The sequence below is a fragment of the Rhizobium oryzicola genome (assembly GCF_030504645.1).
In the GTDB taxonomy this organism is placed as follows: Bacteria; Pseudomonadota; Alphaproteobacteria; order Rhizobiales; family Rhizobiaceae; genus Neorhizobium; species Neorhizobium oryzicola.
In genome coordinates, this window is sequence record NZ_JAUKWQ010000013.1 from 23,013 (window position 1) to 46,292 (window position 23,280).

The following is a 23,280-nucleotide window of genomic DNA, read 5'->3' on the forward strand; positions in this document are numbered from 1 at the left end:
GCACTTCCTCAAAAAGCAGTTAATGTTTCCTTCGCGGGTGCAGCATGACCCGCGGAGTTCGAGGGGGAATTGCTTTGCAGATCAGGAAGATTCTTGTCGCCAACCGGTCCGAAATCGCCATTCGCGTGTTCCGCGCGGCCAATGAATTGGGCATCAAAACGGTCGCGATTTGGGCAGAGGAGGACAAACTTTCCCTGCACCGGTTCAAAGCGGATGAGAGCTATCAGGTCGGTCGTGGCCCACATCTGGCGCGTGACCTTGGGCCGATCGAAAGCTACCTCTCCATTCCGGAAGTGATCCGCGTTGCCAAACTGTCCGGCGCAGACGCAATCCATCCGGGCTACGGCCTCCTGTCGGAAAGTCCAGAATTCGTCGAGGCCTGCAACGATGCAGGCATCATTTTCATCGGCCCGACTGCCGATACCATGCGCCAACTCGGCAACAAGGTCGCTGCCCGCAATCTGGCTATTTCCGTTGGCGTGCCTGTCGTTCCGGCGACGGAGCCGCTGCCGGATGATATCGAGACTGTGAAGAAGATGGCCGCCGAGATCGGCTACCCGGTCATGCTAAAGGCATCTTGGGGCGGCGGCGGGCGCGGCATGCGCGTCATCCGCTCAGAGGCCGATCTTGCCAAGGAAGTCACCGAAGCCAAGCGCGAAGCCATGGCCGCCTTCGGCAAGGATGAAGTCTATCTGGAAAAGCTTGTCGAGCGTGCGCGCCATGTGGAAAGCCAGGTGCTGGGCGATACGCACGGCAATGTGGTTCATCTCTTCGAGCGTGACTGCTCCATCCAGCGCCGTAACCAGAAGGTGGTCGAACGCGCGCCTGCGCCTTATCTTTCGGAAGCCCAGCGGCAGGAACTGGCCGGCTATTCGCTGAAGATTGCCGCTGCGACGAACTATATCGGTGCCGGCACCGTCGAATATCTAATGGATGCTGATACGGGCAAATTCTACTTCATCGAAGTCAACCCACGCATCCAAGTCGAGCATACGGTCACGGAAGTCGTGACCGGCATCGATATCGTCAAGGCGCAGATCCACATTCTCGAAGGCGCAGCCATCGGCACGCCGGAATCCGGTGTGCCAGCCCAGGAAAACATCCGCCTCAACGGTCACGCGCTGCAGTGCCGCATCACAACGGAAGACCCGGAACAGAACTTCATCCCGGATTATGGCCGCATCACTGCCTATCGTTCTGCAGCCGGTTTCGGCATTCGTCTTGATGGCGGCACAGCCTATACGGGCGCGATCATCACCCGCTACTATGATCCATTGCTGGTGAAGGTAACGGCCTCTGGGGGCACGCCGCAGGAGGCGATCAGCCGCATGGACCGCGCGCTGCGCGAGTTCCGTATTCGCGGCGTGGCAACAAACCTCACCTTCCTAGAAGCGATCATCGGTCACCCGAACTTCCGTGATAACTCCTATACGACCCGCTTTATCGACACGACGCCGGAACTCTTCCAGCAGGTGAAGCGCCAGGACCGTGCGACCAAGCTTCTAACCTATCTCGCCGATGTCACCGTCAACGGCCACCCCGAGACAAAGGGCCGTCCGAAGCCTTCCGACAAGGCACCGAAGCCGGTTGTTCCCTACATCGAAGCCGAGGTGCAGGCCGGCACCAAGCAGAAGTTCGATGAGCTGGGACCCAAGGCGTTTGCGGAATGGATGCGCAATGAGAAGCGCGTGCTGCTGACCGACACGACCATGCGTGACGGTCACCAGTCGCTGCTCGCCACCCGCATGCGCACCTTCGATATTGCCCGCATCGCACCTGTTTACGCCAAGGCACTGCCCAACCTCTTCTCGCTGGAATGCTGGGGCGGTGCGACATTCGATGTGTCCATGCGCTTCCTGACGGAAGATCCGTGGGAGCGTCTCTCCCTGATCCGCGAAGGCGCGCCGAATTTCCTTCTGCAAATGCTGCTACGCGGCGCGAACGGTGTGGGTTACACCAACTATCCGGACAATGTGGTGAAGTACTTCGTACGCCAGGCGGCGAAGGGCGGCATCGATCTCTTCCGCGTGTTCGACTGCCTGAACTGGGTGGAGAACATGCGCGTTTCCATGGACGCCATCCAGGAAGAGAACAAGCTCTGCGAGGCAACGATCTGCTACACGGGCGATCTCCTGAACAGTGCGCGTCCAAAATACGATCTGAAGTACTATGTCTCGCTGGCGGAAGAGCTGGAAAAGGCTGGCGCTCACATTATCGCGCTAAAGGACATGGCGGGCCTCTTGAAGCCTGCCGCCGCCCGCGTCCTGTTCAAGGCACTCCGCGAAGCCACAAGCCTGCCGATCCATTTCCACACGCATGATACGTCAGGCATCTCGGCGGCAACGGTTCTCGCCGCGATCGATTCCGGCGTCGATGCCGTGGATGCAGCCATGGACGCCTTCTCCGGCAACACCTCGCAGCCCTGCCTCGGCTCCATTGTGGAAGCCCTATCGGGTACGGAGCGCGATCCGGGCCTCGATCCCGAATGGATCCGCCGCATCTCCTTCTATTGGGAAGCAGTGCGCCACCAATATGCGGCCTTCGAAAGCGACCTCAAGGGTCCGGCTTCGGAAGTCTATCTCCATGAAATGCCGGGCGGCCAGTTCACCAATCTCAAGGAACAGGCCCGGTCGCTGGGTCTTGAAACCCGTTGGCACGAAGTGGCCCAGACCTATGCCGACGTCAACCAGATGTTCGGCGATATCGTCAAAGTCACGCCCTCCTCCAAGGTGGTCGGCGACATGGCGCTGATGATGGTGAGCCAGGATCTGACCGTTGCGGATGTCGAAAATCCAAGCCGTGATATCGCATTCCCGGACTCGGTCGTCTCCATGCTGCGCGGCGATCTTGGTCAGCCTCCAGGCGGATGGCCGGAAGCGTTGCAGAAGAAGGCGCTGAAGGGCGACAAGCCCTATACCGAGCGACCGGGCTCATTGCTGAAGGACGCCGATCTCGATGCCGAACGCAAGGCGATCGAAGAGAAGCTGGGCCGCGCGATCGATGATTTCGAGTTCGCCTCCTATCTGATGTATCCGAAGGTCTTTACCGACTTCGCGCTGGCCTCCGATACCTATGGCCCGGTCTCGGTTCTCCCGACGCCTGCCTACTTCTACGGCATGGCGGACGGTGAAGAGCTGTTTGCCGATATCGAGCGCGGCAAAACCCTGGTCGTTGTCAATCAGGCGGCAAGCGCCCCCGATGCGCAAGGGTTGGTCACCGTCTTCTTCGAACTGAACGGCCAGCCACGCCGCATCAAGGTGCCAGATCGCAGCCGCGCCGCCTCAAGCATTGCGCGCCGCAAGGCTGAAGCGGGCAATGCAGCGCAACTCGGCGCGCCGATGCCGGGTGTCATTTCCCGCGTCTTCGTTGCTGCGGGCCAGAAGGTGAAGGCCGGCGACGTGCTGCTTTCCATCGAAGCGATGAAGATGGAAACGGCGCTGCATGCAGAAAAGGATGGCGAGATCACCGACGTGGCCGTGAAGGCCGGCGACCAGATCGACGCCAAGGATCTGCTGGTCGTCTACGCGGCTTAATTGATCCGGTCGAGATGATGGGGCGCCGCAGGTTTATGCGGCGCCTTTCTATGTCAGGCGCCCGTCGTCTGCGCCGCCGTCACGCTGGCGACGAAGCGGCGGGTTCGTTCTTCGCGTGGGTTCTGGAAGATATCGGCAGAAGAGCCGGCTTCGACGATGCGTCCCGCTTCCAGAAAGATCACGCGGTTGGCGATGCTGGAGGCAAGCCGCAGGTCATGCGTTGCCATCACCATGGTCGTGCCTTCTTGCGCAAGCTTTGCCAGCACATCCACCACTTCAGCCGCCAGTTCCGGGTCAAGCGCCGAGGTCGGCTCGTCACACAGCAGCACGCGCGGTGAAGGTGCCAGCGCCCGAGCAATCGCCACGCGCTGCTGCTGTCCGCCGGAAAGGGTGGAAGGCCAGGCATCCGCCTTGTGCGCCATGCCGACCTTGGTCAGCAGTGCCATCGCGCGTTCTCGCGCCTTCTCCCTTGGCCATTTCAGAACCGTCATCAGCCCCTCCATGACATTTTCCAGCGCCGTACGATGCGGGAAAAGCTGAAAGTTCTGGAACACCATCCCTGTCTGGCGGCGAATGCGCTGGATGGCGGGCCACGGCGTTTTCTGGCCCGGCGTGAAAGCCAGCTTCTCGTCACCCAGCGTCAAGGAACCCGCTGTCGGAATTTCCAGCAGGTTGATGCAGCGAAGCAGTGTGCTCTTGCCGCCGCCGGACGGGCCGACAAGCGCCGTCACGCTGCCTTCCGGCATGGCGATGCTGATATCGTTCAGGATCACGGCTTCACCGAAGCGCTTCTGGATATGGGAAAGCTCGATCATGCATTGGCCTCCAGCATGCCGCCATAGCGGGCGAAGCGTTTTTCCAGGCGCGCCTGCAACGACGAGAGCACGGTGCTGAGCACCAGATAGATCAGCGCCGCTTCAATATAGAGGATGAGAGGCTCGTAGGTGGTCGCAACGATACGCTGCGCAGCCTGGAACAATTCCGGCACGGTAATGGCGGCTGCCAGCGAGGTATCCTTCACCAGCGAGATGAAGGTATTGGACAAGGGTGGCACCGCCACGCGCGCGGCCTGCGGCAGGATGGTGCGCATCATCGCCTGCCGCCAGGACATGCCGATGGAATAGGCCGCTTCCCACTGGCCTTTCGGCACGGAGGAGATGACGGCGCGGATGATCTCGGAACTATAGGCGCCGATGTTCAGCGTGAAGCCGATCAGCGCCGCCGGGAATGCATCCAGATAGATGCCGGCGCTCGGCAGCCCGTAAAAGATCACGAACAGCTGCACGAGAAGCGGCGTTCCCCGGATAACCCAGACATAGAAACGGGCAATGGCAGATACGGGCCTCGGCGCGAAGAGACGGGCAAGTGCCGTCATGAGCCCCAAGAGAAGGCCAAGAACAAAGGAAATAAGTGTCAGCGGGATGGTGAAGATCAGGCCCGCCCAAAGAAGGGAAGGCAATGAATCCGCCATCAATTGCAGCCAGTGGGGCACGGTAAGCTCTCTTCTCAGCCAAACAGGCGAGACCTGAAAAGGCCCCGCCTGCTTGCTCTATATGGAATGCGTTTGAAAAACGGGAACAAGCCGAAGCTTATTTGGACACGTCCTGCCCGAAATACTTGTCAGAAATCTTCTTATAGGTGCCATCGGCCTTGATGTCGGAGAGCGCCTTGTTGATTGCGGAGAGTAGTTCCGGCTCGCCCTTGCGGATAATGATGCCGGAGTAATCGGCATTGGCCTGCTCTGCCACGATCTTCACCGGCGCGGTGGGCTTCTGCTTCTTGAAGTCCAGGAAGGAGAGGCTGTCGTTCACGGTTGCATCGGCGCGGCGCGTCAGCACCAGCTGGATCGACTGGTCAAAACCATCGGTACCAACCAGCTCGGCGCCGGCTTCCTGCGCAAGCTTGCCGAAGTTGCTTGTGAGAGACTGGGCCGACTTCTTGCCCTTCAGATCTGCGAAAGACTTGATGGAGTCGTCGCCCTCGCGAACGATCAGCACCGCCTTGGAAGCGATATAGGGCTCGGAGAAATCATACTTCTGCTTGCGCGCTTCGGTGATGCCGACCTGGTTGATGACCGTGTCGTAACGCTTGGCGTCGAGACCGGCGATCAACCCATCCCACTTGCCTTCCACGAACTGCGGCTTCACGCCGATCTTGGAGGCAATGGCTTCACCAATTTCCACGTCGAAGCCCACCAGCTTGCCGGACGCATCATGGAATGTGAAAGGCGCATAGGTGCCCTCGGTGCCGATCTTCAGAACACCCGCCTTCTTGATGGCGTCGAGATTTTCGCCAGCATGGGCCGGCAGAAGCGCTGCCGCCTGAATAAGGGCTGCTGCAGCGAGAGCTTTGAAGAGCTTCATGATTGTCTCCTTGATAAGTTGGAAATGGTCTTCGCAGAAATGGGGCGCAATAGCTCGGCAGAAAACTGCGAATTTCGGAGGCAAATGCAAAAAATTTTCTCACTTCCCATATCAACTCGCCCGGGACCGCGCGATCAATCCGAAGGGTTTTGCATATTGCATGCACGTTTGAATCGGTTTATTCCGATTTATGCATGATTTGGATCGAGACCTGCTTATGACAGAGTTGATGCTGCAGGAGCGGCAAGGCCTTATTCTGGAACGGCTGCGTCGTAATGGCAGGGTGCTGGCCGCCCCCTTGGCCAGCGAGTTCGGCGTGTCTGAGGACACGATCCGCCGCGATCTGCGCGACATGGCGGCCGCGGGCCTTTGCGAAAGGGTGTATGGCGGCGCCCTGCCCGTCACGAAGGCCAAGACCAGCCTGAAGGAACGGCTGAACCTTCACATCGATTGCAAACGTATCCTGGCCAGCGCCATGGCGGAAACGATCCTTCCTCGCTCCGTGGTCTTCTTCGATGCCGGAAGTACGAACCTCGCCATCGCCGAAGCTCTGCCGGAAGCATTGTCATTGACGGCAGTCACCAATTCGCCGGCCATCGCGCAATGCCTGATGGAAAAGCCGGAGGTCGAAACGATCCTGATCGGCGGCACCGTCAACCGCATGGTGGGGGGAACGGTCGGGGCGCAAGCCATCATGGCACTCCAAGACATGGCGCCTGACCTTTGCCTGATCGGCACCTGCGGACTTGGCGAGGGGGGAGAGCTTTCCGTCTACGATCAGGAGGATGCGGCCTTCAAGCGCACCGCCGTCCGGCGCTCCCGCCAAGTCGCGGTTGCGGTGATGGCAGAAAAAATTGGCCTGAATGCCCCCTTCACCATTGCACGCGCCGGCCAATATCACCGCCTGGTGGTGGAGGCCCACATCGAACCATCGCGATTATCCGCGATCCGCGAAAGCGGATGCGAAATCGTCACTGCCATGCCCCAGAAGAGTTGAGAGCGAGAATGATCGACATGCCTTCCACTGCCCGTGCAGGCCGTGCCCCAGTTATCACCCGCGAGCGGGCAGCCGTCGCTCTGATGTTCCTGATGAACGGCTTCCTAGTGGGCGCATGGGCGCCCAAGATCCCGGAATTTGCAAGCCGTCTTTCTTTAAGTGAAGGCACGCTTGGCCTGATGATTTTGATCTTCGGTCTCGGCTCCATCACCATGATGCCGGTCGCCGGCATGCAGATCGCCCGGTTCGGCTCGACCTGGGTGACGCGTATCACCGCAGTCCTGGCACTCCCGACATTGCTTCTGCTCACCGTCGTGGAATCGGTCTGGACGGCGGCAATCGCCATCTTCCTGTTTGGCGGGCTGATCGGCGCCATGGACGTTGCCATGAACGCCAATGCGGTCGCGACGGAAAAGCACATGCGCCGCTCGATCATGTCGTCATGCCACGCCTTCTGGAGCCTCGGTGGGCTTCTGGGTGCCGCCACGGGCGGTGTGCTGATTGCCACGATCGGCCCCTTCGGCCATGCGGTGCTGGTCACGGTTGCCGCCGCCCTGATGGTTGCCATTGGATGGTCCATGCTGCTGGCAGACAAGCCGCACGCGGAGGAAGCCAAGCAAAAGGTGCGCCTGCCGATGACACCTCTACCGTGGTTGATCGGTCTTGTGGCCCTGTTCTCCATGGTGCCAGAGGGTGCGGTTCTCGATTGGGGCGCACTTTATCTGCGCAATGAGTTGAACGCGTCCGTGCAATTGTCGGGCTTCGCCTATGCAGCCTTCTCGCTCACCATGGCCACCATGCGTTTTGCGGGAGATATCGTGCGTGACCGTCTTGGTGCTGTGAAGACCCTGCGCATCTGTACCGTGACAGCCATGATCGGGCTTTTGATCGCCGGCTTTGCACCAAGCGCCACCTTCGTCATCATCGGCTTCGCGATTGCCGGTATCGGTATTTCCAACATGGTGCCGATTGCCTTTTCCGCTGCCGGCAACCTGCCCGGCATGGCGCAGGGCATTGGCCTCTCGGTCGTCACCACCATGGGCTACTCCGGCATTCTGGTGGCACCTTCTGCGATCGGCTTCATCGCGGAACATGTCGGGCTTGCCACCATTTTTGCAGCCCTGCCCGTGCTGCATATCGTGGTACTGCTGCTCTCCAACCTTGCGCGCCATGCGGATGGTGCCGCGGGCGGCTCTCACTGAATGTGATCTGCGGCGGGAGTTGACAAGGCAAACCGGTTGATCCACCTGAGGGACACCGTTTGTCCCCTTAAGCGAGATGCCGATGTCGTCCCAATACGATCCCAAACCCCGCCGCGCCTCCGTTGCCGTCGATGTGGGCGGCGTGATCGTCGGTGGCGGCGCCCCGGTCGTGGTACAATCCATGACCAATACTGACACGGCGGATGTGGATGCGACCGTCGCACAGGTCGCTGCCCTCTTTCGCGCCGGCTCCGAAATCGTCCGCATCACCGTCGATCGCGACGAAAGTGCAGCCGCCGTGCCAAAAATCCGCGAGCGCTTGCTGCGGCTCGGCATGGATGTGCCGCTGGTGGGAGACTTCCACTATATCGGCCACAAGCTTCTGGCCGATCATCCGGCCTGTGCGGAGGCGCTTGCCAAATACCGCATCAACCCGGGCAATGTCGGCTTCAAGGACAAGAAGGACAAGCAGTTCGCCGATATCATCGAGATGGCGATCCGCTACGACAAGCCTGTGCGCATCGGCGTCAACTGGGGTTCGCTCGACCAGGACCTCTTGACCCGCCTGATGGATGAGAACCAGGCCAACGGTTCGCCGCTCTCCGCCCGCGAGGTCATGCATGAGGCCATCTGTCAGTCCGCCCTTCTGTCGGCGGAACTGGCGGAAGAGATCGGCCTGCCGCGCAACCGTATCATTCTCTCGGCCAAGGTCAGCCAGGTTCAGGACCTGATTGCCGTCTACCACATGCTGTCCGAACGCTCGGACCACGCGCTTCATCTCGGCCTCACCGAAGCCGGCATGGGCACCAAGGGTATCGTCGCTTCGTCCGCTGCCATGGGCTATGTGCTGCAGCAGGGCATCGGTGACACGATCCGCGTCTCGCTGACGCCGGAGCCGAATGGCGACCGAACCCGCGAAGTGCAGGTGGCGCAGGAGCTGCTGCAGGTCATGGGCTTTCGTCAGTTCATCCCCGTCGTTGCCGCCTGCCCCGGCTGCGGACGCACGACTTCGACCGTTTTCCAGGAGCTCGCCCAGAAGATCCAGGACGATATCCGCAAGAACATGCCGGTCTGGCGTGACAAATATCCGGGTGTCGAAGGCCTGAACGTCGCCGTCATGGGCTGCATCGTGAATGGACCGGGCGAAAGCAAACACGCCGATATCGGCATTTCACTGCCGGGCACCGGCGAAACACCGGCAGCCCCCGTGTTCATCGATGGCCAGAAAGCTCTGACGCTGCGCGGCCCCAATATCGCCTCCGATTTCGAGGCGCTTGTGGCCGATTATATCGAGAAGCGTTTCGGCCAGAAGACGGCGGCGGAATAGGCGCGCTGAAGCCGGCACAATTTTCTCCCGAAAAATTGCAGCCAAATCCGATTGAGTGCGCTAGCTATCCTTTCTTGAGGGAGAGGAGGCCATGCACACATGACCCATGATGTATCTGAAACCGGCGACGCCATTACATCCACCGAGGCCCGACACCGCATTTTTTCGATCGTTGGCGCCGCCACCGGTAATCTGGTGGAATGGTATGACTTCTATGTCTACGCTTTTACGGCGATCTATTTCTCCGCGGAATTCTTTCCGGCCGGTGACCAGACGTCCCAGCTTCTGAACACCTCGGCCATCTTCTTCGCGGGCTTCCTGCTGCGCCCGATCGGCAGCTGGCTGTTCGGCATGATCGCCGACCGCTACGGACGCCGCACATCCATGGTCATTTCCGTGCTCGCCATGTGCCTTGGGTCGGCGATCATCGCGGTCCTTCCCACCTACGCCTCCATCGGACTGGCCGCTCCAATCCTGCTCTTCCTCGTTCGCGTCATGCAGGGCCTGTCGGTGGGCGGCGAATACGGCACGAGCGCTACGTACATGTCGGAAGTCGCGATCGGTGGCCGGCGGGGTTTCTATGCCTCGTTCCAATATGTCACGCTGATCGGCGGCCAGTTGCTGGCAACCCTCGTGCTAGCGATTGAGCAGCTGTTTCTGACGCAAGCCGAAATGCGGGAATGGGGATGGCGCGTACCCTTTGCGATTGGCGCCGTCGTCGCTGTCATCGCCTTCTATTTGCGGCGCGGGTTGCACGAGACGATCTCGGACGAGACCCGCAGCAAACAGGGCTCAGGCACCATTGCAGAAACCTTCCGCGCCTCTGGCAGGAACTTCCTCATCGTTGTCGGTTTTACCGCAGGCGGTTCTTTGATCTTTTACACCTACACCACCTACATGGGGAAATATCTGGTCAACACGGCAGGCTTCACCAAGGAAGCCGCGACCAACACGATGACGGTGGTCCTGCTGGTCTACATGCTGATGCAGCCTCTCTTCGGCTGGATTTCCGACCTGATCGGCCGCAAGACCTCAATGATCCTGTTCACGGGGCTCTCGACGCTGACGACGGTGCCGCTGATGACGGCGATCGGCGCCACCAAGAGTCCCGTCACCGCCTTCATCCTGATCACGGTCGCCCTTGCGATCGTCAGCCTCTACACATCCATCAGTGGTCTGGTGAAGGCCGAGATGTTTCCGGCGCATGTGCGGGCCATTGGCGTCGGTCTTGCCTATGCGATCGGCAATGCGCTGTTCGGCGGGTCGGCAGAATATGTCGCGTTGTGGCTGAAGTCGGCAAACATGGAAACCACCTTCTATTGGTACGTCACAGCGATGATGGCGATCGGTTTCGTGGTGTCTCTCATCATGCCGAATCCAAAAAAGGGCGGCTATCTGCAGGGCCACGGCACCGAGCATTAGTGACCCCATGATCCTGGAGGGCCGGCATCGTTTGCGTGAAAGCGCGATGCCTGTCCCGCCATCTCGCTATTGCCGCAATTCATGGTAAATCAAGTGTCATCACGACGACGGGGATGCTCGATTCCATGATGAAGAAAATTGTCATTGCCGCGCTTTGCGGCGTCTACCTTTCCTCCTGCACGACCACGGACCCCTATACGGGCGAGCAGAAGATGTCGAATACGGCGGGCGGTGCCGCCATCGGTGCAGGCCTCGGCGCCCTCACCGGTCTCGCGGTCGGCGGCTCTGCTCATGGACGCCGCAATGCAGCCCTGATCGGCGCGGGCGTTGGTGCACTGGCGGGTGGCGCTATCGGCAACTACATGGACCAGCAGGAAGCCCAGCTGCGCCAGCAGCTGCAAGGCACGGGCGTATCGGTCACCCGCGCGGGCGACCGCATCATCCTCAACATGCCGTCCAACATCACCTTCCCGACAGACCAGGATCAGGTGCTGCCGGCCTTCTACGCCACACTTGATTCCGTGGCGCTGGTCTTGAACAAGTTCAACCGCACGCTGATCGACGTCAACGGCCATACCGATTCCACCGGCAGCGCCGCGCATAACCAGGCACTTTCGGAACGTCGCGCCGCATCGGTTGCCAATTACCTGGGCAGCCGTGGTGTGGATCAGCGCCGCATGTCGACGCTCGGCTTCGGTGCAACACAGCCGGTTGCGTCCAACGCGACGCCGGATGGTCGCGCGCAGAACCGTCGTGTGGAAGTCCAGATCGCTCCGATCACGCAAGGCTAATCGTTTATCGATCCGCATCAGTCGAAAGGCGTCGCGCAAAGCGGCGCCTTTTGTTTTACACCGCTGACGAAATCATCTTAACGCCGGCTGCCCCAAAGACCAGCGCCATCAGCGCATCCATCGGGCGGCGAACACCTTGGTAGAGGCGTGCGGCCCGCGTGGTAGAAAACAGCAGGGCGTAGCTCATGAAAACGGTAAAGCCGGTCACGAGGCAACCGCCAACGATCAACGCCACCATGATCGGCGGCGCTTCCGGCGGAAGCCCGACCGCGATCGTTGCAAGCCAGCCGAAGATCGCTTTTGGATTGGTGATGTGAATGGCATAGCCAGCCATGAACGTACGCGAAAGTGGCGCCTCCGCGACGTCAGTCTTGAGGCTCTGCATGCTTCCGGCCCTGAATGCGCTGCGCATGGCCTTCAAGGCCAGGTAGATCATGTAGAGACCGCCGACGATCTTCAGAACCTGCAGGACCTCGCCGTATCGAGCCAGAACGGCAGAGAGGCCGAGCGCCGCCGACATGGCCCAGGTGAAAGAACCTCCAAAGATGCCAAGTGCCAGAATGATGGCGCGCTTGCGACCCTGATGAATGGCGGTGCCGATAATCGCCATATTGGCAGGGCCGGGACTAGCCACGGCAACCATATAAATCATGTAGGCAGCAGCGACCTGCGGCAGATGCGAGAGAAGATCGGACATGGGCGAAGCTCAACGTTAGAGATCTCGCCCACGCTAAAGGGAATGCGCAGGAAGATCACACGAGGATTTGTGATCTCATCCGTCAGCTATTGTGATGGATGGAGTCAACTGGTCCGGTTCGCCACGAAGCGTGCCGCATCCACCAGTATGGATGCTTTCTCACCGTAAGGCTCCAACAGAGCGACTGCCTGTTCCACTAGGCGGTCCAGTTCGCTTTCCGCCCAGGCCTGTCCATGCAGCGCCACAAGCGTGCCCTTGCCACGTGCGGCATCCTTGCCGGCCGCTTTGCCAAGGGTGGCTGCATCGGAGGTGAGATCGAGAAGGTCATCCGCCAATTGGAAAGCGCGCCCGATCACCTCACCAAAGCTTCGCATACGGTGACGGTCTTGCACTGGCGTGCCAGCGATGATCGCACCCGCTTCGCAGGCAAAGCGCAAAAGCGCACCTGTTTTCATGGATTGCAGAAGAACGATGCCCGCTTCATCCGGCGCCTGCTTTTCCGCCTGCAGGTCGAGCGCCTGACCACCCGCCATGCCGCCGACACCACTGGCGCGCGCGAGTTCCAGCACCAGTTGCGTCTTGGCCGCATCGGGGAGATTGGTTTCCGGTGCGGCAATGATATCGAAGGCAAGGGTGAGAAGGCTGTCGCCCGCCAGAATGGCAGTCGCCTCGTCAAACGCGATATGCACCGTCGGCTTGCCGCGCCTCAGGTCGTCATCATCCATGGCCGGCAGATCGTCATGCACCAGCGAATAGCTGTGAAGACATTCCAGCGCACAACCGACCCGAAGTGCCGCCTCGCCACCGGCGCCGAAAAGTTCGGCACTTTGCACGACCAGGAAAGGCCGCAGGCGCTTGCCGCCATTCAGCGCACCATGCCGCATGGCATTCAGCAACGTCTGAGGTCTTGCGATTTCCCCGGAAGCGGGGCCAGAGGACAGGATATCGTCCATCATGGCCTCGACACGTCGGGCATTGGCAATCAGGACGGCTTCAAATGTGGCAGGCTGTGCGGTCATGCAGGCTCCTTGCCATGGCTCTTTGTCGCATGCAACGGCGAAGCAGGGTTCAGCCCGCCTGACAATGCGATGCTGCAAGTTTCGCGTCATCCACTGGCCATTGGAAAGATCTGCGGTTATGTAGATTTCAGGTCGGCAAAGATGAGTGGCATGGTGGATATCGCACCCGAGCGGCAGTCCGAAGAGGAGGAGCCCCTGGCAAGCCTTCGCGAGGACAGCAGGGTCAGGATCTGGTTGCGCCGGATTGCCCTTGCGCTTGGCGCTCTCCTGCTTTTGCCCTACGTCCTCACCATTCTCTACGCCCCATCCTTTACCCATCCTGTCTCCACGCTGATGCTGGCGGATCTCGCACTGTTTCGCGGGTATGAGCGACAATGGGTGCCGCTGGATCGGATTTCTCCTGTGCTCGTCAAATCCGTCATGATGTCCGAGGATGGCCAGTTCTGCGCCCATAATGGTGTCGACTGGGTGCAGATGCGCGGCGTGGTGGAAGATGCCATGCAGGGAGAGCCGACGCGCGGCGCCAGTACCATTGCCATGCAGACCTCGAAGAACCTGTTTCTGTGGAACAGCCGCTCCTTTATCCGCAAAGGGCTCGAGGTTCCGATCGCACTATGGGTCGACCTGATCTGGTCGAAGAAGCGCGTGATGGAAGTTTATCTCAACATCGCCGAATGGGGTCCTGGCGTTTATGGTATTGAGGCCGCAGCACGTCATTATTTCCATGTACCCGCGTCCAGCCTTACCCCCCGACAAGCCTCGCTTCTGGCTGTTGCCCTGCCCAATCCCTTTACACGGGTTGCCAGCAAGCCCGGTCGCGGCATGCAGCGTCTGGCCATGACGGTGCAGGCCCGAGCCCGCGCCTCGGGTGATTACATCAAGTGTATTTATCCCTGATGTCAGCAATTATCATTGGCGTCACATACGCTTTCTTCCTAGATTTCTAAGGTCAAAACCGGGGAGGCAATCATGGACGGGCTTGTTCTTTACATCGCCAACAAGAACTATTCTTCCTGGTCGTTCAGGCCATGGATTGCGTTGAAGGCCGCCAGCATCCCCTTCGAGGAGGTGCTGATACCCTTCAACGATGACGCCTCCAACCCGAAGTTCCATGAGATTTCGCCCACCGGCAAGGTTCCAGTCCTGCATCATGGCAGCCTGCGGGTATGGGAATCGCTGGCCATCATCGAATATGCGGCAGACCTTTATCCGGATGCCGGCCTGTGGCCCTTCGATCCCGCGGACAAGGCCATGGCGCGTTCCATTTCCATGGAAATGCTATCAGGCTTTCGCGCCTTGCGAAGTGCCTGCCCGATGAACATCCGGCGCGAGAAGAAGGCGATCGACCTTCCTGACGGCGTGGCGCAAGACGTGGCGCGGATCACCACGATCTGGAAGACCATGCGACAGCGTTCCGGCGGTCCCTTCCTGTTCGGAGCCTTTTCGGCGGCGGATGCCATGTATGCTCCGATCGTCAACCGTCTTGACGTCTATGACTTCTCGGTTGATGAGGACACAGCCGCCTACATGGCCGCCATGAAGAACCACCCCGCCTGGCAGGAATGGGAAACGGCGGCACGCGCCGAAAGTTGGATCGTGCCTGCCGACGAGGCCTGATTCGCGTTAGCAGGAAAAAATCGGCTCAGGGACTGGTCAAGCCCACGTTTGACATGTATAAGCGCCGCAATTTCCGGGATCGAGACATGTGTCAGTCCGGCCTCATGCTGGCCGCGGATCATGTTTTGCACGACAATTGGAGTAACGAGAATGGCTGTACCGAAGAGAAAAACAAGCCCGTCCAAGCGCGGTATGCGCCGCTCTGCTGATGCGCTGAAGGCTTCCACCTACGTTGAAGACAAGAACTCCGGCGAACTGCGCCGTCCGCACCACATCGACCTGAAGACGGGCATGTATCGCGGTCGTCAGGTTCTGACGCCGAAGGAAAGCGCATAAGCGTTTCCGATCATGCATTTAAAGGCCGGCTTTGCCGGCCTTTTTTATTGCCTGCTCTGGCTGGTAATTCGAGCCGGATAGAGATCAGCCGGTATCATCCTCCGGCTGACGCTCATGAGCGGGGGATCAGGAGCCGAGGCTATCCAGGCGGTTCTGCAAGCTCTTCAGCTGCTCTTTCAGCTCATCCAAATCTTTAGCGTCAGGCGCCTTCTTCTGCTCGGCCTGCGGCGCCGTGAATGGTGAGAACATCTGCATGGCCTGACGGAACATATCCGTATTACGCCGCACCTGCTCTTCCATCATCTGAATCGGTACCTGCAGGTTCTTGGTGAGCGGCGTATCGCCGAAGGCGCGTGTCATCTGTTCGCGCATCTGCACCTGCTGATCCGCAAACGTCTTCATGGAGTGTTCCAGGAAAGTCGGCACGACCATCTGCATCTGGTCGCCGTAATAGGAGATCAGCTGACGGAGGAATGAGATCGGCAGAAGCGTATTTCCGGTTTTGGATTCCTGTTCGAAGATGATTTGCGTCAGCACGGAGTGGGTGATGTCTTCTCCGCTCTTGGCATCCTGAACTATAAAATCCTCGCCCTTCTTCACCATCTTGGCCAGGTCTTCCAGCGTCACATAGGTGCTGGTACCGGTATTGTAGAGGCGGCGGTTGGCATATTTTTTAATGACAACGTCACCTTCCGTCTTCGCCATGTTTCCCTCCTGATCGCGTCGACATGATGTATGGGTCGACAGGTTTCTCCCATGCCGACCTTACGCTCAAAACCTCTGAGCTTACAATGGGTTTGTGCACCGCAGTAGGAGAACCCATTCAACCTATGCAATCCTAGGTCTTTTAACAGTGAGAACAACGTCAATAACAGCTACTCTGATTTGCCTAGCGGATTGTTTTGACCGCAAATTAACAGTCCGGGATCATCGAGCCCACAAGGGTTTTCTGTGGGGCAAAGGCGCAACATGCAAAGTCGCCACAACCACAGGTTTTTAACAATTAGTACAATTTCATAAAGGGATGGCGTTTGACTTGGCTGAAAAGCTTTGTCAGTCTCCGGCAAAACAACGCTCAAGTTGGAGGAGAATTTTCATGGCCCAGCCTTCCATCGTCATCGCATCGGCAGCGCGAACAGCCGTCGGTTCGTTCAACGGCGCCTTCGGCAACATTCCTGCACATGAGCTGGGCGCAGCTGCCATCAAGGGCGCGCTTGAGCGCGCCAAGGTGGATGCCGGTGAAGTCGACGAAGTGATCCTTGGTCAGGTGCTGCCGGCAGGCGAAGGCCAGAACCCGGCCCGTCAGGCGGCTATGAAGGCAGGCGCACCGAAGGAAGCAACGGCTTGGGGTGTTAACCAGCTCTGCGGCTCGGGCCTGCGCGCGGTTGCCCTTGGCATGCAGCAGATCGCCCTTGGCGATGCAAAGATCATCGTAGCCGGTGGCCAGGAATCCATGTCCATGGCGCCGCATTGCGCCCATCTTCGCAATGGCACGAAGATGGGCGACATGAAGATGATCGATACCATGATCAAGGATGGCCTGACGGATGCCTTTTACGGCTACCATATGGGCATCACCGCAGAGAATATCGCGCGCCAGTGGCAGCTGACCCGCGATGAGCAGGACGAATTCGCCGTCGCTTCACAAAACAAGGCGGAAGCCGCCCAGAAGGCCGGACGATTCGCGGATGAAATCATTCCCTTCATCGTCAAGGGTCGCAAGGGCGACGTGACTGTCGACGCCGATGAGTACATCCGAGCAGGCGCGACGCTGGAGTCCATGACAAAACTGCGCCCTGCCTTCGACAAGGAAGGCACCGTCACCGCCGGCAACGCATCCGGGATCAACGATGGCGCTGCCGCAGCAGTTCTGATGAGCGAAGCCGAAGCATCCCGTCGCGGCATTCAGCCTCTGGCTCGCATCGTGTCCTGGGCAACCGCGGGCGTGGATCCGCAGATCATGGGCACAGGCCCGATCCCGGCCTCCCGCAAGGCACTGGAAAGAGCCGGCTGGTCGGTTTCCGACCTCGATCTCGTGGAAGCGAACGAAGCCTTTGCGGCCCAGGCCTGCGCCGTCAACAAGGACATGGGTTGGGACCCTTCCATCGTCAACGTCAACGGCGGTGCCATTGCGATCGGTCACCCGATCGGCGCATCGGGTGCGCGCGTGCTTAACACGCTCCTGTTCGAGCTGAAGCGCCGCGGCGCCAAGAGGGGCCTGGCAACGCTCTGCATCGGCGGCGGCATGGGCGTCGCAATGTGCGTTGAGGCACTCTGAGTATCCATCGTCTTAATTGATCAGCCGACCACGGAAGAAGGGCCAGAGCTGGCACAGGGGGGAATATGGAAAGAGTAGCATTGGTATCTGGCGGCACGCGTGGAATTGGTGCCGCCATCTCGATTGCGTTGAAGGCTGCCGGCTATCAGGTAGCTGCCAATTATGCCGGCAATGACGAACGCGCGCGCGCATTCGAAGCGGAAACCGGCATCCAGGCCTTCAAGTGGGACGTGTCTTCCTACGAGGCCTGCGCAGAAGGCATTGCCAAGGTCGAAGCCGCCCTTGGGCCCGTCGATGTGTTGGTCAACAATGCCGGCATCACGCGCGATGCCATGTTCCACAAGATGACCCCTGGCCAATGGTCCGAGGTCATCAACACCAACCTGACCGGCCTGTTCAACATGACCCATCCGGTCTGGACGGGCATGCGGGACCGCAGCTTCGGCCGCATCATCAACATCTCCTCGATCAACGGTCAGAAGGGACAGATGGGGCAGGCCAATTATTCTGCTGCCAAGGCAGGCGACATTGGCTTCACTAAGGCGCTGGCTCAGGAAGGGGCTTCCAAGAACATCACAGTCAATGCGATATGCCCCGGCTATATCGCCACGGAAATGGTGATGGCGGTTCCGGAAAAGGTGCTGAACGAGCGTATCATTCCGCAGATCCCCGTTGGCCGTCTCGGCCAGCCGGAGGAGATCGCCCGCTGCGTGGTGTTCCTGGCAGCGGACGAAGCCGGTTTTATCACCGGATCGACCATCACTGCTAATGGCGGACAATATTTCGTCTGATTGAAAACACAGACAAGCAAGCGGCCGGATACCAGATCCGGCCGCTTGCTTGTTTCAGGCTTTGACGGATGACGGCCTGCGCGCGAAGTAGGACAGAGTGGTGAGCCCCATGAAGCCGAGTGATGCGCCGTTGAAGATGGTGCAGGCATCGGTCCACATTCGGGTCAGCGGCTGGTCAGGCGCGAGCGCCGACATGACGCCGCTGACGTAATTCATCACAAACAGTCCAAAGTAGAGTCCGAGCGATACCCATTCGCCCGGCAACAACAGCCTTCCATCTTCGACCCATTGAGCAGAACGCCCAGGCTTCATCACCATCATCAAGGCTATTCCGATGACCAGACCAGCAAGTGTCGTGAGAATGGAGGATGCGGACGCTTCGGTGATGAAAATGCGCCTTCCGGCCAGAAGCAGCGTCAACAGCGGCATGATAACAAGTGTCGCGGGGGAAATCAGCTGAGGCTTGGTTCGTTGCCAGCCTCTCCACATAAGGAAGGCCAGAAGCAGCCACACCCAGAAGGGCGTATGCAAAATTGTCTGGTAGATGAAAGTCATTGGGTCTCTCCGTTCAAAAAGGTCCTGAACGGAATGCCCTGCCCGGCCTGCAACCACATCTCAGGCTACGCGAATGCGAGGCCTGAATTCGTAAAACGGGGCGCTGGGAAATTGGCGCTTCGCCAATTGCAGCGACCACAAAACAAAAACGCCGGGTCGAAACCCGGCGTCCGTAGGCGTGAAGAATAATATTAGCGGCAACGCGCTTCGTAAGTCCGGCCGTAACGGTCGCGATAGATGCAGTAGCCCTTGTGCTTCTGCGACTCGCCGATCGCTGCGCCAACCAGGCCACCTGCGACAGCGCCGACAGCCGCGCCACCCCAGCTGTTGGTCACAGCACCGCCGATGACCGCACCGGAGGCCGCACCAATGGCCGTGCCCTTTTCGGTCGTGGTGCATGATGCCAACGTTCCAACCATTGCAGCGACGAGCAAGATCTTCTTCATAGTCCAGTTTCCTTCCCTTGCCTGATTGATAATATTCGACAGATCAGATCCTGCCCATCAGCAGGAGAATAAGCAATATGATAACGACCAAACCCAGACCGCCGGAGGGGCCGTATCCCCATCCACGACTATAGCCCCAGTTCGGAAGCGCGCCGACCAGCATTAAAATGAGGATGATGAGCAGGATCGTCCCAAGCATGATGTTCTCTCCACTGCAACATGCGTTTGTCGTGCGGCGAGAACGCGGAGGGGAATTTTTTGTTCCATGCCAACGAGCAAGGCAATTCCCCCGGCGTTTAGGCGGCCCTGAAACTCAGCGAATAAGGCGTCGGGATGCGAAGAGGATGCAAAGGCCGGCAAAGGCCAAAAGAGCGCCCCACAAGATCCAAGGGCTTTGATTGATCATGAAGCTGGAGGCCGGATAAGGGAAGATACCGGTGCCCTGCGCCATCCACAAAACACCCATGGCCACAGCCAGCACACCAAGAATGGTCAGGATTAACCGCATCACAACCTCCGCCCTGCTGACTGCTACTGTTAGTCTGGGAAGATGTGATAGCATGCCAAGCCGGCGCGCATTGTCACATCTTCGATATCGAACGCGTCATATTTCAGTCAGCAAGCAGTCGGAACAAAAACAGAATCCCGCGAGTCCCGATTCGTCGCCGATTCGTTCGCAACTCGTTTCAAAGATGATACGGCATCGTTAACGTCACTGACGAAGATTCCCTGCTCAAAATCACCATCCTAAGCTCTTATTGCTTGCCTTATCGGCGCGGGATCGCCATGTGTTAGGCGGCCCTGCCGGTTCGGCGAGCGGCCGGACACGATGTGCGGAAACTGGCGTTGAATTCACAGCCCATGATTTTGAGCGGTCGCGGCGTTACTGCGGTCCTCGGCCCGACGAATACCGGCAAGACACACTATGCCATTGAGCGTATGGTGGCGCATGGGTCTGGTGTGATTGGGCTTCCCCTGCGCCTACTTGCCCGCGAGGTCTATACGCGCGTTGTGGAGAAGGTGGGGCCGCAGCATGTGGCACTCGTCACGGGCGAGGAAAAGATCACACCGCACGGCGCCCGTTTCTCGGTGTGCACCGTGGAAGCCATGCCCAGGGAAACCAAGGCCGCCTTCGTCGCGATCGACGAAATCCAACTGGCTGGTGACCTGGAACGCGGCCACATCTTTACCGATCGGCTTCTACACCTTCGCGGACGGGAAGAAACGCTGTTGCTAGGTGCTGGCACCATGCGCAGCATTCTTGAAAAGCTTTTGCCCGGCATCACTATCGTTGAGCGTCCACGTCTCTCAACCCTCTACTACGCCGGCCAAAAAAAGATCACACGCCTTCCGCAACGCTCTGCCATCGTCGCCTTCTCGGCAGACGAGGTGTATGCGATCGCGGAACTGATCCGCCGCCAGCGCGGGGGTGCCGCGGTCGTGCTCGGTGCGCTCAGCCCGCGGACTCGCAATGCACAGGTTGGTCTCTATCAATCCGGCGACGTCGAATATCTGGTTGCCACAGACGCGATCGGCATGGGTCTCAACCTGGATGTGGACCATGTGGCCTTCGCCCAGGACCGCAAATTCGACGGCTATCAGTTTCGCAACCTGAACCCGGGCGAACTTGGCCAGATTGCCGGACGCGCGGGACGCCACCTCAGGGATGGCACGTTTGGCGTCACCGGCCAGGTGCAACCTTTTGACGACGAATTGGTGGAACGCATCGAGACACACCAGTTCGATCCTGTAAAGGTTTTGCAATGGCGCTCGAAGGCCGTCGATTATTCATCGCTGCGGGCCTTGCGTACCAGCCTTGATGCGGCACCGACGATTGCGGGTCTCACGCGAGCACTTCCCGCGACCGACAGCCAGGCGCTGGATTACCTGTCGCGCTATCCGGAAATCATCGACATGGCCACCACGCCGGAGCGGGTGGAAAAGCTTTGGGAAGCCTGCGCGCTTCCTGATTATCGGCGTATCACGCCGGCACAACACGCCGATCTCATCTCCACCATCTTTTCCGATCTCGTGCGCCATGGCACAGTGAACGAGAATTTCATGGCAGAGCAGGTGCGGCGCGCCGACCAGACGGACGGCGAAATCGATACCCTGTCTGCGCGAATCGCCCAGATTCGGACATGGACCTATGTTTCCAACCGTCCTGGTTGGCTGGCGCATCCGACACACTGGCAAGAAAAGACACGGGAAATCGAGGACAGGTTGTCCGACGCGCTACATGAAAGGTTGACGAAACGCTTTGTTGATCGCAGGACATCTGTGCTCATGAAGCGCCTGAGAGAGAATGCGATGCTGGAAGCTGAAATCAGTGTGAATGGAGATGTCTTCGTCGAGGGACATCACGTAGGTCAACTTGCCGGTTTCCGGTTCACGCCCATTTCAGGCGCGGAAGGACCCGATGCCAAGGCCGTGCAGACGGCTGCGCAGAAGGCGCTGGCGCTCGAATTCGAGGCGCGCGCAGCGCGGCTCTACGCATGCGGCAACAGCGATCTTGCCGTCGGCTCCGATGGTTTCGTGCGCTGGCTGGGCGAACCCGTGGCAAAGCTTTCGGGCAGCGACCACATCATGCACCCGCGCCTGATCCTTCTGTCGGATGAGCAGCTCACGGGGAATGCGCGTGATCACGTCGCAGCGCGCCTGGAACGCTTCGTCAATCATCACATCGCAACGGTGTTGAAACCTCTCGACGATCTCTCGCGCGCGGAAGATTTGCAGGGCATCGCCAAAGGCATTGCCTTCCAGCTCGTGGAAAACCTCGGCGTTCTCTTCCGCCGCGACGTCGCGGAAGAGGTCAAGAGCCTCGACCAGGATGGTCGCGCTTCCATGCGCCGCTACGGTATCCGCTTCGGTGCCTACCACGTCTTCATGCCAGCGCTGCTGAAGCCGGCTCCCGCCGAACTCATCACCCTACTCTGGGCACTGAAGAATGACGGTCTCGACAAGGCGGGCTATGGCGACCTGATCCCGGCGCTTGCCGCAGGACGCACTTCCGTGGTGACCGACCCAACCTTTGAGCGTACCTTCTACAAGCTGGCCGGCTTCCGCTTCCTCGGCAAGCGCGCGGTGCGCGTCGATATCCTGGAGCGCCTCGCAGACCTCATCCGTCCGCTGCTGCAGTGGAAGCCGGGCACGACGCCGCGTCCGGAAGGCGCCTATGATGGTCGTCGCTTTACCACGACGACGGCCATGCTTTCGATCCTCGGCGCGACGCCTGACGATATGGAAGAAATCCTTAAAGGTCTCGGCTATCGAGCCGAAGCCGTGAAGGCGGAAGAGGCGCAGGCATACCTCGCAGCGCAGGCACCGGCATCGACGGGAACTGCCGAAGCGACTGAGACCGTTGCGACCGACGACGCAGACAGCGCCTCCGAAGAAGCCGGCGAAGCTGCAACCACCGCGACGGAAGAGGCAACGCCGGTCGCAGAAGCTGCCGAGGCGCCTGCTGCTGCAACGCCTGCGGAAGGTGAAGGAACCGAAGAACCGAAGCCGGTTCTGCTGTGGCGTCCCGGTGGCGGCCGCAGTGAGCAGCAGCGTGGCCCACGCCCGCAGCAGGGCGATCGCCGCGGTCAGAATAACCGCCAGCCTGGCAATGCTGCGACAGAAGGCCGCAACGAAAATCGTCGTCGTGACGACCGTCAGGACCAGGAACAGCGGGGCCGCGACGGTGGCCGGCCGAACCGGGGTGGTGATCGCCGCAACGAAGGTGGCCGCGGTGACCGTCCCGAGCGTGGCGAACGTCATGATCGTGGAGGTGATCGCCACGAGCGCAACAAGCCGCAGCAGGCCCAGCGCTTCGAGGCGAAGCCCCCGCGCAAGGAAAAGCCGATCGATCCGGATTCACCTTTCGCAAAGCTCGCTGCTCTCAAAGAGCAAATGAAGAAGTAA

22 protein-coding genes are annotated in these 23,280 nt (G+C 59.6%); 12 read left to right on the forward strand and 10 right to left on the reverse strand.

Annotated features, from left to right (window positions below):
• The first annotated feature begins 74 nt into the window (after positions 1-74).
• A complete protein-coding gene (gene pyc / locus Q2T52_RS23975; RefSeq protein ID WP_302079448.1) occupies positions 75-3,533 on the forward strand; it encodes a pyruvate carboxylase in 3,459 nt (1,152 codons plus the stop codon).
• A gap of 53 nt (positions 3,534-3,586) precedes the next feature.
• Here pyc and Q2T52_RS23980 read toward each other — a convergent pair whose 3' ends face one another.
• The 3 genes from Q2T52_RS23980 to Q2T52_RS23990 all read right to left on the reverse strand — a co-directional run bounded on the left by Q2T52_RS23980 (position 3,587) and on the right by Q2T52_RS23990 (position 5,896).
• On the reverse strand, positions 3,587-4,348 hold the full coding sequence (locus tag Q2T52_RS23980) for an amino acid ABC transporter ATP-binding protein (protein ID WP_302079449.1): 762 nt from the start codon (positions 4,346-4,348) through the stop codon (positions 3,587-3,589).
• On the reverse strand, positions 4,345-5,025 hold the full coding sequence (locus Q2T52_RS23985; RefSeq protein WP_302079450.1) for an amino acid ABC transporter permease: 681 nt from the start codon (positions 5,023-5,025) through the stop codon (positions 4,345-4,347). Before Q2T52_RS23985 ends, Q2T52_RS23980 begins: the two co-directional genes overlap by 4 nt.
• Positions 5,026-5,122: 97 nt before the next feature.
• Positions 5,123-5,896: an amino acid ABC transporter substrate-binding protein gene (locus tag Q2T52_RS23990; protein WP_302079451.1), complete on the reverse strand. Its 774-nt coding sequence runs from the start codon at positions 5,894-5,896 to the stop codon at positions 5,123-5,125.
• A 217-nt stretch (positions 5,897-6,113) separates the two neighbouring features.
• On the opposite strand from Q2T52_RS23990, the gene Q2T52_RS23995 reads away from it, so the two are divergent.
• The 5 genes from Q2T52_RS23995 (at position 6,114) to Q2T52_RS24015 (ending at position 11,635) form a co-directional block, all read left to right on the forward strand.
• On the forward strand, positions 6,114-6,893 hold the full coding sequence (locus Q2T52_RS23995) for a DeoR/GlpR family DNA-binding transcription regulator (RefSeq protein WP_302079452.1): 780 nt from the start codon (positions 6,114-6,116) through the stop codon (positions 6,891-6,893).
• 8 nt (positions 6,894-6,901) lie between these two features.
• On the forward strand, positions 6,902-8,095 hold the full coding sequence (locus Q2T52_RS24000) for an MFS transporter (RefSeq protein WP_302079453.1): 1,194 nt from the start codon (positions 6,902-6,904) through the stop codon (positions 8,093-8,095).
• An 82-nt stretch (positions 8,096-8,177) separates the two neighbouring features.
• Positions 8,178-9,422, forward strand: a complete 1,245-nt coding sequence (gene ispG, locus Q2T52_RS24005) for a flavodoxin-dependent (E)-4-hydroxy-3-methylbut-2-enyl-diphosphate synthase (protein WP_436799585.1) — start codon at positions 8,178-8,180, stop codon at positions 9,420-9,422.
• Positions 9,423-9,521: 99 nt separating this feature from the next.
• Positions 9,522-10,844: an MFS family transporter gene (locus Q2T52_RS24010; protein WP_302079455.1), complete on the forward strand. Its 1,323-nt coding sequence runs from the start codon at positions 9,522-9,524 to the stop codon at positions 10,842-10,844.
• 125 nt (positions 10,845-10,969) lie between these two features.
• On the forward strand, positions 10,970-11,635 hold the full coding sequence (locus Q2T52_RS24015) for a YiaD family glycine zipper/OmpA-like lipoprotein (RefSeq protein WP_302079456.1): 666 nt from the start codon (positions 10,970-10,972) through the stop codon (positions 11,633-11,635).
• A 55-nt stretch (positions 11,636-11,690) separates the two neighbouring features.
• Here Q2T52_RS24015 and Q2T52_RS24020 read toward each other — a convergent pair whose 3' ends face one another.
• Both Q2T52_RS24020 and Q2T52_RS24025 read right to left on the reverse strand, forming a co-directional pair.
• Complete coding sequence (locus tag Q2T52_RS24020; RefSeq protein ID WP_302079457.1) at positions 11,691-12,332, reverse strand: LysE family translocator; 642 nt, start codon at positions 12,330-12,332, stop codon at positions 11,691-11,693.
• 104 nt (positions 12,333-12,436) lie between these two features.
• Positions 12,437-13,351, reverse strand: a complete 915-nt coding sequence (locus Q2T52_RS24025) for a polyprenyl synthetase family protein (protein WP_302079458.1) — start codon at positions 13,349-13,351, stop codon at positions 12,437-12,439.
• Between the two features lie 153 nt (positions 13,352-13,504).
• Here Q2T52_RS24025 and mtgA point away from each other — a divergent pair, with 153 nt between their 5' ends.
• The 3 genes from mtgA to rpmF all read left to right on the forward strand — a co-directional run bounded on the left by mtgA (position 13,505) and on the right by rpmF (position 15,304).
• Positions 13,505-14,248: a monofunctional biosynthetic peptidoglycan transglycosylase gene (gene mtgA / locus Q2T52_RS24030; protein ID WP_302079542.1), complete on the forward strand. Its 744-nt coding sequence runs from the start codon at positions 13,505-13,507 to the stop codon at positions 14,246-14,248.
• A gap of 72 nt (positions 14,249-14,320) precedes the next feature.
• Positions 14,321-14,968, forward strand: a complete 648-nt coding sequence (locus tag Q2T52_RS24035; RefSeq protein WP_302079459.1) for a glutathione S-transferase family protein — start codon at positions 14,321-14,323, stop codon at positions 14,966-14,968.
• Between the two features lie 150 nt (positions 14,969-15,118).
• Positions 15,119-15,304: a 50S ribosomal protein L32 gene (gene rpmF / locus Q2T52_RS24040; RefSeq protein ID WP_006724402.1), complete on the forward strand. Its 186-nt coding sequence runs from the start codon at positions 15,119-15,121 to the stop codon at positions 15,302-15,304.
• A gap of 126 nt (positions 15,305-15,430) precedes the next feature.
• On the opposite strand, the gene phaR is transcribed toward rpmF, so the two are convergent.
• Positions 15,431-16,009 carry a polyhydroxyalkanoate synthesis repressor PhaR gene (phaR, locus tag Q2T52_RS24045; RefSeq protein WP_302079460.1) on the reverse strand — a complete coding sequence of 193 codons (579 nt, stop codon included), beginning with the start codon at positions 16,007-16,009 and terminating at the stop codon, positions 15,431-15,433.
• 391 nt (positions 16,010-16,400) lie between these two features.
• On the opposite strand from phaR, the gene Q2T52_RS24050 reads away from it, so the two are divergent.
• Both Q2T52_RS24050 and Q2T52_RS24055 read left to right on the forward strand, forming a co-directional pair.
• On the forward strand, positions 16,401-17,582 hold the full coding sequence (locus Q2T52_RS24050) for an acetyl-CoA C-acetyltransferase (protein ID WP_302079461.1): 1,182 nt from the start codon (positions 16,401-16,403) through the stop codon (positions 17,580-17,582).
• Between the two features lie 65 nt (positions 17,583-17,647).
• On the forward strand, positions 17,648-18,373 hold the full coding sequence (locus tag Q2T52_RS24055; RefSeq protein ID WP_302079462.1) for a beta-ketoacyl-ACP reductase: 726 nt from the start codon (positions 17,648-17,650) through the stop codon (positions 18,371-18,373).
• Between the two features lie 54 nt (positions 18,374-18,427).
• Here the strand turns inward: Q2T52_RS24055 and Q2T52_RS24060 are convergent, their stop codons facing one another.
• The 4 genes from Q2T52_RS24060 to Q2T52_RS24075 all read right to left on the reverse strand — a co-directional run bounded on the left by Q2T52_RS24060 (position 18,428) and on the right by Q2T52_RS24075 (position 19,882).
• A complete protein-coding gene (locus Q2T52_RS24060; protein WP_302079463.1) occupies positions 18,428-18,928 on the reverse strand; it encodes a hypothetical protein in 501 nt (166 codons plus the stop codon).
• 191 nt (positions 18,929-19,119) lie between these two features.
• Complete coding sequence (locus tag Q2T52_RS24065; RefSeq protein WP_302079464.1) at positions 19,120-19,374, reverse strand: YMGG-like glycine zipper-containing protein; 255 nt, start codon at positions 19,372-19,374, stop codon at positions 19,120-19,122.
• A gap of 43 nt (positions 19,375-19,417) precedes the next feature.
• Positions 19,418-19,573, reverse strand: a complete 156-nt coding sequence (locus tag Q2T52_RS24070) for a DUF3309 family protein (protein ID WP_302079465.1) — start codon at positions 19,571-19,573, stop codon at positions 19,418-19,420.
• Positions 19,574-19,687: 114 nt separating this feature from the next.
• Positions 19,688-19,882 (reverse strand): hypothetical protein, encoded by a 195-nt coding sequence (locus Q2T52_RS24075; protein ID WP_302079466.1) that lies wholly within the window; start codon positions 19,880-19,882, stop codon positions 19,688-19,690.
• A 353-nt stretch (positions 19,883-20,235) separates the two neighbouring features.
• On the opposite strand from Q2T52_RS24075, the gene Q2T52_RS24080 reads away from it, so the two are divergent.
• Complete coding sequence (locus Q2T52_RS24080; RefSeq protein ID WP_302079543.1) at positions 20,236-23,280, forward strand: helicase-related protein; 3,045 nt, start codon at positions 20,236-20,238, stop codon at positions 23,278-23,280.